The organism is Moorella naiadis (nom. illeg.) (genome assembly GCF_051020825.1).
GTDB classification, from domain to species: domain Bacteria; phylum Bacillota; class DSM-521; order Neomoorellales; family Neomoorellaceae; genus Neomoorella; species Neomoorella naiadis.
Genome location: NZ_JAXGFQ010000012.1, coordinates 57,187 through 69,154, shown reverse-complemented (window position 1 = coordinate 69,154; position 11,968 = coordinate 57,187). Strand labels below are relative to the sequence as shown.

At 60.9% G+C, this 11,968-nt stretch carries 11 protein-coding genes; all 11 read right to left on the bottom strand.

Features of this window, described 5'->3' with window-relative positions; all coding sequences use genetic code 11:
* Positions 1-28: 28 nt before the first annotated feature.
* Positions 29-1,285, bottom strand: coding sequence for a glutamate-5-semialdehyde dehydrogenase (locus SDD30_RS09550; RefSeq protein ID WP_434074715.1), 1,257 nt, complete (start codon positions 1,283-1,285; stop codon positions 29-31).
* An 18-nt stretch (positions 1,286-1,303) separates the two neighbouring features.
* Positions 1,304-2,440, bottom strand: a complete 1,137-nt coding sequence (gene proB, locus SDD30_RS09545) for a glutamate 5-kinase (protein WP_434074686.1) — start codon at positions 2,438-2,440, stop codon at positions 1,304-1,306.
* Between the two features lie 6 nt (positions 2,441-2,446).
* A complete protein-coding gene (gene obgE / locus SDD30_RS09540; protein WP_434074685.1) occupies positions 2,447-3,721 on the bottom strand; it encodes a GTPase ObgE in 1,275 nt (424 codons plus the stop codon).
* Positions 3,722-3,878: 157 nt separating this feature from the next.
* Entirely contained in the window at positions 3,879-4,412 is a 534-nt protein-coding gene (locus tag SDD30_RS09535) for a Spo0B domain-containing protein (RefSeq protein ID WP_434074684.1), read from the bottom strand.
* A gap of 104 nt (positions 4,413-4,516) precedes the next feature.
* The gene (rpmA, locus tag SDD30_RS09530) at positions 4,517-4,783 is read right to left on the bottom strand and encodes a 50S ribosomal protein L27 (RefSeq protein ID WP_161954957.1); all 267 of its coding nucleotides are present in this window, start codon (positions 4,781-4,783) and stop codon (positions 4,517-4,519) included.
* A gap of 117 nt (positions 4,784-4,900) precedes the next feature.
* Positions 4,901-5,287 carry a ribosomal-processing cysteine protease Prp gene (locus SDD30_RS09525; RefSeq protein ID WP_434074683.1) on the bottom strand — a complete coding sequence of 129 codons (387 nt, stop codon included), beginning with the start codon at positions 5,285-5,287 and terminating at the stop codon, positions 4,901-4,903.
* Positions 5,284-5,598 carry a 50S ribosomal protein L21 gene (gene rplU / locus SDD30_RS09520; protein ID WP_434074682.1) on the bottom strand — a complete coding sequence of 105 codons (315 nt, stop codon included), beginning with the start codon at positions 5,596-5,598 and terminating at the stop codon, positions 5,284-5,286. Before rplU ends, SDD30_RS09525 begins: the two co-directional genes overlap by 4 nt.
* 124 nt (positions 5,599-5,722) lie before the next feature.
* The gene (locus SDD30_RS09515; RefSeq protein WP_434074681.1) at positions 5,723-7,411 is read right to left on the bottom strand and encodes an Rne/Rng family ribonuclease; all 1,689 of its coding nucleotides are present in this window, start codon (positions 7,409-7,411) and stop codon (positions 5,723-5,725) included.
* 14 nt (positions 7,412-7,425) lie between these two features.
* Positions 7,426-8,088, bottom strand: coding sequence for a TIGR03936 family radical SAM-associated protein (locus tag SDD30_RS09510; protein WP_434074680.1), 663 nt, complete (start codon positions 8,086-8,088; stop codon positions 7,426-7,428).
* A complete protein-coding gene (locus SDD30_RS09505) occupies positions 8,066-9,946 on the bottom strand; it encodes a TIGR03960 family B12-binding radical SAM protein (protein ID WP_434074679.1) in 1,881 nt (626 codons plus the stop codon). The genes SDD30_RS09510 and SDD30_RS09505 overlap by 23 nt, the downstream gene beginning before the upstream one ends.
* Positions 9,947-10,017: 71 nt before the next feature.
* Complete coding sequence (locus SDD30_RS09500) at positions 10,018-11,877, bottom strand: NAD+ synthase (protein WP_434074678.1); 1,860 nt, start codon at positions 11,875-11,877, stop codon at positions 10,018-10,020.
* Positions 11,878-11,968 lie beyond the last annotated feature (91 nt).

The window sequence follows — 11,968 nt, the reverse complement described above, 5'->3', positions numbered from 1 at the left end:
CAGATTCCCTATGCTGTTATTTTAACAATTACTGACGGATCTGTCCACTACCAAAGATAATATACTTAAAAGTTGTTAGCTGCTCCGGTCCCATGGGGCCCCGGGCGTGGAGTTTCTGGGTGCTGATACCGATCTCGGCGCCAAAGCCAAATTCGTAACCATCGGTAAAACGGGTTGAGGCGTTGACGTAGACGGCGGCCGCGTCCACCCGGGCCAGGAATTCCCTCGCCCTCTGGTAATTGGTGGTCACAATGGCTTCCGAGTGTTTGGTACCGTACCGGTGGATATGCTCCAGGGCCTCCCCAAAGCTGCCGACAACGCGAATGGCCAGGATGAGATCCAGGTATTCTGTAGCCCAATCGGCTTCAGTAGCAGCTTCCGCCCAGGGGATGAGGGCCCGGGTACGCTCACACCCCCGCAGGGTGACACCCTTTTCCTTTAAGGCCGTTGCCAGGGGCGGCAAGAACTCGTCCGCCACGTCCTTGTGCACTAGCAGGGTTTCCATAGCGTTACAGACGCCGGGACGCTGGGTTTTGGCGTTAACGACGATCCGCCGGGCCATCTCCAGGTCAGCCTCAGCGTCGACATAGACGTGGCAGTTGCCGACACCGGTCTCAATGACGGGTACGGTGGCGTTTTCCACCACCGCCCGGATGAGGCCGGCGCCGCCCCGGGGAATGAGGACGTCCAGGTAATCATGGGCCCGCAGGAGCAGGTTGACGGCCTCCCGATCGGTAGTTGCGATTAACTGGATGGCCCCCTCGGGTGCCCCCGCTGCCGTAGCCGCCCGGCTGATGACCCCGGTCAGAGCCTGGTTGGAATAAAAAGCCTCGGAACCGCCGCGTAGGATGACGGCATTGCCGGTCTTTAAACAGAGGCCGGCGGCGTCCACGGTGACGTTGGGCCGGGCCTCATAGATAATGCCGATCACCCCGAGGGGCACCCGGATGCGGCCGATCTGCAGGCCGTTGGGCCGGGTCCACATGGAGGTCACCTCGCCGACGGGGTCGGGCAGAGCTGCCAGCTCCCGCAGGCCGGTGGCCATATCCCGGATGCGTTTTTCGTTCAGGAGCAGGCGATCCAGGAGGGCCCGGGAAAGACCCTTTTCTTCCCCGGCAGCCATATCCCGGGCGTTAGCCGCCAGGATTTCCGCTTGCTCCTCCTCCAGGGCCCGGGCCATGGCCAGCAGGGCGGCGTTCTTCTGGTTCGTCCCCAGGCCGGCCAAAATCCTGGCTGCCTCCCTGGCCCGGCGGCCTTTCTCCTGCACTTCCCGGGCTATATCCATCATAACCGCTCCTTTCCCCTATCCCAGGACAATCAAGTTATCCCGGTGGACGATTTCGTCGTAATCCTTATAACCTAAGATTTCGCCAATCTCGCCTGTTTTCCTGCCTTTAATTCGCCCAATAGCCGTAGCCGGGTAATTGGTCATTCCCCGGGCTATCTCTTTACCAGCGGGATCAACGATACTGACAATGGCCCCCTGTTCAAAATCTCCTACCACTGCTGTGACGCCGCCGGGGAGGAGGCTCTTACCATTTTTGCAGATGGCCCGGGCCGCCCCGGCGTCAACCTGGATCTGGCCCTGGGCGGCCGGGGCGTAGGCCAGCCAGCGCTTCCTGGTATGGGCGCGATGTTCTCGGGGCAGGAAGATGGTCCCTACTTCTTCACCCCGGAGGATGGAACTGATCTGGCCGGTGTGGATACCGCTGGCGATGACTACCGGAATGCCGAAGCTGGTAGCCAGCCGGGCAGCCTGAATCTTGGTAGCCATCCCCCCCGTCGCCCAGGTGGAACCGGAGCCCCCGGCCAGGGCTTCTATCTCCGGCGTAATCTCGGTAATACAGGGGAGCAGGCAGGCTCCGGCATCGGTGGCGGGATTGGCGGTAAAAAGACCGCCGGTGTCAGTAAGGAGAAAAAGAATATCAGCATCAATCAACCCGGCCACTAGGGCGGATAGGGTGTCATTATCGCCGACGCGGATCTCCTCTACTGCCACGGTGTCGTTTTCGTTGATAACCGGTATGACGCCGTGCCGCAGCAAGGCAGCCAGGGTATGGCGGGAATTGAGGTAACGGGTCCGGTCGGCCAGGTCATCCCGGGTTAGCAGTACCTGGGCCACCAGCAGGCCGTAATCGCTGAAGAATTTTTCATACATGTGCATGAGCAGTCCCTGGCCCACGGCAGCGGCAGCCTGTTTTTCCGGCAGGGTCCGGGGTCTTTCTTTTAACCCCAGCCGGCCCATCCCGGCCCCCACGGCGCCGGAGGTCACCAGGACTACCTGGCGGCCGGCGTTGACCTGGTCGACCAGTTCGCGCACCAGGCGTTCCATGCGTTCCAGGTTTAGTTTGCCCGTTTTATGGGTCAGGGTGCTGGTACCGACCTTCACCACCAGCCGCCGGGCCTGGCCCAGGGTCCGCCGGCACTCCTCCTCTGTCAAACCCCCTCACTCCTCCACATACTCGAACTCATACTTGCCGATGCGGATAGTGGCGCCGGCGGTGGCACCGGCCCGCCGCAGGGCTTCGTCAACGCCCTTTTCCTTCAGGTAAGCCTGCAGGCGCCGCAGGGCTTCCTCGTTATCCAGGTAGGTCATGGCTACCCGGCGCTCGATGGCTGGGTTCCTGACGACAAAAGCACCGCCTTCACGTTCAATGGATAATTCCTCCGGCGCCACGATGGTTACTTTTTCTGCCTCTTCCTCAAGGGCGGTTACCGGCGCCGGCGGGGGCAGGGTATCCAGGAGGCCAGCCAGGTGATAGAGAAGGGCGTTAATACCCTCTCCCGTAGCAGCGGCAATGGGAAAGATCCGGTAATCTGGGCCAAGTTGTTCTTGTAGCAAGGCCACCTTTTCCTCGCCACCGGGGAGATCCATCTTATTGGCGGCTACCACCTGGGGCCGCTGGGCGAGTTCCGGGTTGTAATGGGCCAGCTCGTCATTGACCGTCTGCCAGTTGGCCAGGACCTCTTTTGCCGGGTGGGTGATATCCAGGACATGGACCAGGACCCTGGTCCGCTCGATGTGGCGCAGGAATTTCAAGCCCAGGCCAGCCCCCTGATGGGCCCCAGCGATCAGGCCGGGAATATCGGCCACGACGAAGGACTTCCCGTCCTCCAGGCGCACTACCCCCAGGTTGGGTGCCAGGGTGGTGAAGGGGTAAGCAGCGATCTTGGGCCGTGCTGCTGAGATGCGAGCCAGAAGGGTTGATTTGCCAGCATTGGGCAGACCTACCAGACCGGCATCGGCCAGAAGCTTTAACTCCAGACGCAGCCAGCGCTCTTCTCCGGGCTCGCCCTTCTCGGCAAAAGCCGGGGCGCGGTCGGTGGGCGAAACAAACCGGGCGTTACCCCGGCCCCCCCGGCCCCCGGCGGCCACTACCACCTGCTGGCCGTCGACCACCAGATCGGCCAGGACCTGGCCTGTGGCCGCGTCCCGAACGACCACCCCGGCCGGCACCCGCAGGATCAGATCCGGGGCGCTGCGACCATGGCGATCCTTCCCCTGGCCGTGCTGGCCCCGCTCCGCCCGGTAATGGGCGCGGTAGCGGAAGTCGACCAGGGTACGCAGGCCGGCGTCGGCCTTGAGGATTACGCTGCCGCCGCGACCGCCGTCGCCGCCGCTGGGACCGCCCCGCGCAACGTATTTCTCGCGCCGGAAGGCGACGATACCATTACCGCCGTCGCCGCCCTTGACGTAGATCTTGGCTTCATCATAAAACAAAGGGGGTATCGCTCCTCAAAATGAGATATGAGATGTGGGAGGTGAGAAGTGGGATTTTTGTCGAAACTGGCTGCGCCAGTTTCAGATTAAAGCTTTCCCACCTCTCATTTCTTCCCTTCGTTGGCGGCAGCTCGCCACCATGGGTGGCTCCTCAAAATTAAATGGAGTTTTTCCGCAAGAGGATGCTTAAATCACCTGTTTCGGGTTGCCAGTTGAAGGGTACTTGCTGCCTGCCCGCCAGGGTGGCTGCCGCCTCCGGCGGGGGTGGTGTAACCGGTACGGGGATATGGAATTGCAGGCGATAGCCGTCCCTTGCTTCTGTCAGGGTGAAGCTGAGGGTATCCCCGCTGCACAGGGCCAGGGCGAGATCCCAAGCAGTTGCCCAGAGCTCCGCCAGGTCCCCCGGTTCCAGGGCCTGGTTTTCCAGCCGGGTCTCGATTTTAACCTCCGGGGTAATACCCCTGGCGGTAGCCCCTTCAATTCTGGTCAGGGTGATTAGGGCCAGCTCCGGCTGGAGGAGGCGCATAATCTGACCCAGCTGTTCCATTTGATCAATTGCCTGCCGCAGGTAAGCCAGGGCCCGGTCGCTTTTCTGGAGCTGGATATAACCCGAAATAACCTGCAGGTGATTGAGAAAGTCATGCCGCTGCCAGCGTAGCAGGGGGATAATCTCGGCGGCCTGCCAGGCCATAGTCACCCCTCCTTCAGGTGGACACCAGGCGATACCAGAAACCCCTGGATCTAACCAGGGGTTTCTGGAGAACATCGTCGAACCGCTCATCGTGGAGCCGGGCTTCAGGCGTAAACGCTGACCTGTTTCTTTTCGCGTCCTTTACGCTCAAAATGCACTTTGCCATCAATGAGGGCAAAGATGGTGTCGTCTTTACCAATGCCTACATTCAGGCCCGGATGAATCCGCGTTCCCCGCTGCCGGACGATGATGTTGCCGGCCTTGACCAGCTGGCCGTCCTGCCTTTTCACGCCCAGGCGTTTGGCTTCGCTGTCGCGACCATTACGGGAGCTACCGACACCTTTTTTATGGGCAAAGAGTTGTAGATCGATCAACATTGAGACCTACCTCCTTCAATAAGATGCGGTCGCACCTGGCTACACCAGGTACAGATTAAAACCTGTCGAACTCTCATTTCTCCCAGTAGTAGTGGCTCGTTCACAAGGATGTTAGCTCCCCTGGGTGAGCTTGCCACAATCCGCTGTTTTATACTTCTTATATTCTACTCGCACGTGTTGAGCATAATCGGTAGCTATGGCTTGTAAACCAATCTCCAAGGTTCTAAGAATGACCCCCGCAGTGCCGGCCCCGGCGGGGCTCAGGCCGTCCGGGACAAGGCATTGCAGGTCTCCTTCCCTGAGGGTGACTACGGGCTCCTTATTTTCCTTTTCCAGGTATCGCAGGTGTTCTTGTAGACTCAAAACGGTCGTCTGGGCCAGGGCCGAAACAGCGGCGCAGACGATATCCTCTCCTTTTATCCTGTAACCGGCGTGGCCGGTAACGGTAAAGCCCCGGAGGTTACCGTCCTTCCCCTGCCAAAAAGTAACCCGAATCATTGGACCTCGATTTTTTCAATCTGCAGCTGGGTAAAGGGCTGGCGATGGCCCTGTTTACGCCGGTAGTTTTTCTTGGGTTTGTACTTGAAGACAATGATCTTTTTGGCTTTGCCCTGATCTTTTACGGTAGCAGTTACGATAGCACCAGCTACGTAAGGGTTACCTACCTTCAGGTCGGCCTCCTCGCCCACGGCCAGGACTTTATCCAGGACGACCTTTTCCCCGGCGGCCGCCGGCAGCTTCTCCACCCGCAAGGTATCACCCTCGCTGACGCGGTATTGTTTGCCGCCGGTCATAATAATGGCGTACACAGCAATTCCTCCCAAGCTAAGACTCGCCGCTGCCAGGTACCCGCTGGGTTTTACCACCCGGAGCGTGCGGTTTAAAACTCTGGTACCATGCTTTCTGCAGTGTAACATATCTTCCCATTAAGTGTCAAGCTTCGGCCAGCAACCGCGCCCGGGCGTAAGTGCGAAAGACCCGGGTAATCTCCACCGGCACCTCCCGGCCCAGGAAGGCGGCACCACCGGAGATATTCAACACAAACCCCCCCACCCGGGCAATACCATCGCCGCCGTTACCCGTATGCACCCCTTCCACCGTAACCTGCAGGACCTGGCCGACCTTCACGGGCGTCGCGAGTTTGGCGATTTCCTCCGGGTCGTTTAATTCCCGCAGCCGCACCTCTTCCAGGTGCAAGCTCTCCTTACCCTTGATAATCAGCTTCTTGCCGACCCGTCGCTCTAGGGTGCGCAGGCTGGCCCCGCCTACACCGATGAGGGGGGCCGCCACGGCCGGGTTGGCCTCCACCAGAATGGCCAGGGCCCGGCTGTTGGCCGCCAGCTGCAGGAGCTCCTTGCGGGCCTTCAGGGTCATTGTTTCGGCGGAGAGGATCTTGCCGGTCCCGTGGCAGTAGGGGCAATCTTGCTGCAGGACACTCTCGAGCCGCTGCTGCGCCTTTTTCCTGGTCATTTCCAGCAGCCCCAGGCGGGTAAAGCCTAGGATCTGGGTCTTGGTCTTATCTTTAGTCAACTCACCCTCCAGGACTTTAATGACCTGTTCCCGGTGGAGGGGATTATCCATATCAATAAAGTCGACCACAATAATACCGCCGATATTGCGTAGCCGTAACTGGCGGGCCACCTCAACGGCGGCTTCTAAATTGGTAGTCAAAACCGTCTCGGCCAGGTTGTGGCGGCCGACATACTTACCGGTATTGACATCAATGGCCGTCAGGGCTTCCATCTGGTCGATAATCAGGTAGCCGCCGCATTTGAGCCAGACTTTCCGCTTCAAGGCCTGCTCCACCTGGTTATGGACCCCGTAGATAGCAAAAAGGTCGGCGTGTTCCCTTAAAACCACCCGCTTACGCAGGTCAGGGGCCCGGTCGGAGAGGACCTCGAGGACCTTGGTGTAGGTGGCGGGAGAGTTGACCAGCAGGTGGTTAACATCGTCGGCATAGAAATCCCGCAGGATACGCAGGGAAAGCTCGATGTCGTGGTGAATCAGGCGGGGAGCTTTCCCCCGCCGGGCCACCTGCCGGATACGCTTCCAGGTGCGGGTAAGGTTCTGGCAGTCTTCCTGGAGCTCTTCCTGGCTAGCGCCGGCGGCCACCGTCCGGACAATCAGGCCCATACGCCGGGGTTTTACCGTCCGGGCCAGTTTCTTCAGCCTTTCCCGCTCTTCCTCATTGTTGATACGGCGGGAGACACCGACATAATTAACCGTGGGCATGAGGACCAAGTAACGGCCTGGCAGGGTAATCTGGGTCGTAACCCGGGCCCCTTTGGTACCCTGGGGTTCCTTGGTTATCTGAACCAGGATCTCCTGGCCCTCCCGGACGACGTCGCTAATACGCCGCCGGGAACGGGCAACGAACTCTCCTTCCAGGGCCTCGATGCCGCTGGTGTCGTCGACAAAGAGAAAGGCGTTTTTCTCCAGGCCGATATCAACGAAAGCCGCCTGCATACCGGGCAGCACGTTGGCCACCCGGCCTTTATAAATATTGCCGACGAGGCGCTGATTGCTATCCCTCTCCAGATAGATTTCCATCAACCGGCCGTCTTCCAGGAGGGCCACCGCCGTCTCCTCGGCGTCAACCTGAATTAATATCTCTTTGAGCACCCATCTCTACCTTCTCATATTAAATCCTCGGGGGCCAGAAGGTCATCGCCCCGGCGGGCGAAGAGGCCGGTACGGGTAATCCGTACCGGGACCTCCCAGTCAAGGGCCTGCAAAACCTCTTCCGGCCGGACGCTCCCGGCCGGGCTGCACTGGAGGAGCATGACCAGGTCCGGCGCGGGTGCCAGGGTTAGCTCCAGGATACCCGGGCGAATATCCTTGACCCGGGGGCGGCCGTCTTTACCCGGCCGGCTTACTGGGATCTCCGGCCGGGCCAGTAAAGCCTCGACCCGCTGCTCCAGCTCCCCGGGGTCTACTGCTGCCAGCCAGCTAACTCGGTAGACGGCTACGTCGATAACAGCCGTCAGGGCCGGGGCCCCGGCTGGTATGGCCTGGATCAGCAGGATTGCCAATCCTGGAGGCAGCTGGGCCTGGAGTTCCTTCCGGACCCGGCCTGGCTCCCGGTCTGCCGTCAGTTCTACATCTAGGTATTCCGCCAGGCTCGCGACACCTACGGCCAGGGCCGGGCCGAAGGCCAGGCGGGGATGGGGATTAAAGCCGTGGCTCATAGCCACGGGTAAATCCGCCCGGCGCAGGGCCCGCTGCCAGAAACGTAGCATCTCCAGGTGACCCAGGAAAGCCATCTGGCCGGTTTTACTATACTTCAGCCGCAGGCGCACGATCCACCGGACCCCCCTTCAGGCGGAGATCAACCCCCAGATCCGGGCAGACGCCGCACCCGGTGCAGCGGCCCGCACGGCAATCGGCCGTCAGTTCCCCGGCCCGAGCGCGGCGGCGCTCCCGCAGCAAAAAGCCTTTGGCTATGCCGAAATTCAGGTGATCCCAGGGGAAGACCTCCCCTTCCCGGCGCTGCCGGTGGGCGTAAAAGGAGGGGTCCAGGCCGGTTTCTTGAAAAGCCTTTTCCCAGCAGTCATAGCGAAAATACTCCGACCAGCCCTCCAGCCGGGCCCCGCGGCGCCAGGCTGCCATAACAGCCGCCGCCAGGCGGCGGTCCCCCCGGGCCAAGACGGCCTCGATAAAGCTTACCCTGGCGTCATGCCAGCTGAAACGCAACCCCGGGCCCTTAAGATGGAAACGTAGCAGCTGCTGTTTTTCCTGTAGCACCTCCAATGTATCCTGGGGCTCCCACTGGAAGGCCGTCCAGGCTTTGGGAACAAAGGAAGAGACGCTGACCGTGACCGTTGGCTTCTTGCCCGGGGCCAGCTGCCGGCCCTGGTAGAGAATGCGCCGTGCCAGGTCGGCGATGCCCAGGAGGTCTTCCTCCCTTTCGGTGGGCAGTCCCAGCATGAAGTAGAGCTTGACAGCCTGCCAGCCGGCCTGGAAGGCCTCGGCCGTGGCCGTCAGGACATCATCCTCCGTAACCCCTTTATTTATCACGTCGCGCAGGCGCTGGCTGCCGGCCTCGGGGGCGAAGGTCAAGGAGCTCTTGCGCACCCGCTGGACGGCCTCCGCCAGGCGGACGCTGAAGGCGTCCACCCGTAAGGACGGCAGGGAAACACTGACCCCCCTGTCCTCGTAGGCGGTGGCCAGGATACGGGCGAGTTCCTCCACCCGGGAGTAATCGGCTGTACTCAGGGAGGTCAAGGAGATCTCTTCGTGGCCGGTCTCGCGCACCAGCTCTTCCGCCTGGGCCAGGAGGACGGCCAGGTCCCGCTCCCGTACCGGGCGGTAGATGGCTCCGGCCTGGCAGAAGCGGCAGCCGTGGGTACAACCCCGCATGACTTCCAGCATGATGCGGTCGTGGATAATCTCCAGGAAGGGGACAATGGGCCGGGTGGGAAAGTAGGCCGCATCGAGATCCGGGAGGACCCGCTTGGTCACCCTGGCCGGGATGCCTTCCCGGTCGGGCACTACAGCGGCTACGGTACCGTCGCTGTTATAGGTCACATTATAGAAGGAAGGGACATAAAAGCCGGGTAAGGCCGCGATCCGGGCCAGTACCTCCCGGCGATCGTTAAGCCGGCCCTCCTTTTTGAGCTGCCCGATTAAAGCCAGGACTTCCGGCAGGGCCTCTTCCCCGTCCCCCAGGAGGAAGCAATCAAAAAAGGGAGCCACCGGCTCCGGGTTGGCCACCCCCGGTCCCCCGCCGATTACCAGGGGATGGCCGGGCCCGCGCGCGGCCGCCAGCAAGGGGATCCCGGCCAGGTCGAGGATATTTAGAATTGTAGTATAACTCATTTCATACTGGAGGGTAAAGCCCACCATGTCGAAATCTGTCAAGGGACGGTGGGACTCCAGGCTAAAGAGGGGGAGGCCCTGCTCCCGCAGGAGGTCCTCCATATCTGGTGCCGGGGCAAAGGCCCGTTCCAGGAGCATCCCCTGCTGCTCATTGACGGCCCCGTAGAGGATGGCCAAGCCCAGGTGGGACATGCCGACTTCGTAAAGATCGGGGTAAATAAAAACCATACGGGCAGGGTTGTCATCCCAGTCTTTATGGATGGCGTTCCATTCCGTGCCCAGGTAGCGGGCCGGTTTGCTGACCTGCTTTAGTAACTCATCGGTAACAACATGTGACAATTGTTTCGCCTCGTGCTCTTTGATTTCCTGGACATTAGTATAACAGGAAAAGGAAGAAAAATATACCCCGGTTAACCGGCTCGCCAGGCAATAGGCATGCGGCGGCCCATGCCGAAGGCCTTGGAGGTTACCCGGAGCCCCGGGGCTGCCTGGCGGCGCTTGTACTCGGCCCGGTCGACTTTGCGGATGACCTCCTGGACCAAGTTAAGCTCGAAACCCCGGGCGGCAATCTCGGCAGCCGACAGCTCTTCCTCAATATAGGCCTGGAGAATGGCGTCCAGAACCTCATAGGGCGGCAAGGAATCCTGATCGGTCTGGTTGGGCCGCAGTTCTGCCGACGGGGGTTTAACCAGGACGCCGGCCGGGATAACCTCTCCCTCCCGGTTGATATAGCGGGCCAGGTCATAGACCATAACCTTGGGTACGTCGGCCAGGACCGCCAGCCCGCCTGACATATCGCCGTAGAGGGTGCAGTAACCCACCGCCATCTCCGATTTATTGCCGGTGGTCAAGGTCAGGTAGCCCTCTCGGTTAGAGATAAACATCAGGATATTGCCTCGGATGCGGGCCTGGATGTTCTCCTCTGCCAGGTCACCCCGGGGCGGTCCGCCATGATTTAAAGCCTCCAGATAGGCCCGGAACATACCTTCAATGGGGATCTCCCGGTAGGCGATACCCAGGTTAGCGGCCAGTTCCCGGGCATCGGAACGGCTGCCGGAGGAGGAGTAACGGGAAGGCATGGCCACCCCCAGGACATGCTCCGGGCCCAGGGCGGCAGCGGCCAGGGCTGCAGTCACTGAAGAATCAATGCCCCCGCTCAAACCGATTAGGGCTTTCCGGAAACCGGTCTTGTGCAGGTAGTCGGCAATACCCAGGACCAGGGCCCGGTAGACATAACTGATGTCTTCCCGAATTACCGCAGCTTCAACAGCCGGGGGCGCCAGTCCCGGAGCTCCGGGTGCCGGCACTGCAGTGTTCGAACTACCGGCGGGGCGGGACGGCCCCGGGATAGCAGCGTCCGGATCAGTCGGGCCGCCTGGTGCCGTGCTGGTAGGAGGGCCGGGAACCGAGACTTCCGTTACGTCCAGGGCCCTGGCAACCAACCGCACAGCCGGGGCCGCCCCCGCTGCCAGCCCTTCCACCTCCAGGATCAGGAGGTCCTCGCTAAAGCTGGCGGCCCGGGCGGCTATAGCGCCGCTGGCGTCGATAGCCAGGCTGGTGCCGTCAAAGATGAGTTCATCATTGCCGCCAACCTGATTGATATAAAGGATCGGCCGGCCGTACTTGCGGGCCAGGCTCCGCAGCATGTCCGCCCGCAGCTCGATTTTGCCGTAGTTGTAGGGCGAGGCGGAAATGTTAATCAGGAGTTCCGCTCCCCGGTCCAGTATTTCAGCCACCGGATCAATATCGTACAGCTGCCGGTTCCAGTAATCCTTGTCGTTCCAAATATCCTCGCAAATGGTCAACCCCAGGCGCAGGTCCCCCAGGGATACCGGAACCCGCCTTGCCGCCGGCCGGAAATAACGGCTCTCATCAAAAACATCGTAGTTCGGCAGCAGGCTTTTATCTTGGCGGCCACAGAGTTCGCCGCCGGCATAGAGCAGGGCGGCGTTATAAAGGCTGGATTCCTCCTGAACCCGGACCGGGGCGCCAAGGAGCAGGGCCACCTCCCGGCTTAAAGGAGCTATCTCTTCCTTCAAGGCCTTTTCCACTCGCTCCAGGAAGTCATGCCGGCAGAGGAGGTCCCGGGGCGGGTAACCGGTGATGGCCAGCTCGGGAAAGACTACCAGCCCGGCCCCTTGCTGCCGGGCGGCCGCCACCGCCTGCCGGATTTTATCCAGGTTACCCCCAATATTGCCGATGGTAGGATCGAGCTGGGCCAGGGCTATGCGCACAGGCTTCCCTTCTTTCAAAAGTGCCAAGGCTGCCATAAAAAACCCCCGTTCCTGCGCGGGGCGGGACCGGGGTAGATCGCCTTTAATATTCTCCCAGTATTATTTTAGCAAAATCGGTTGCCGGGCG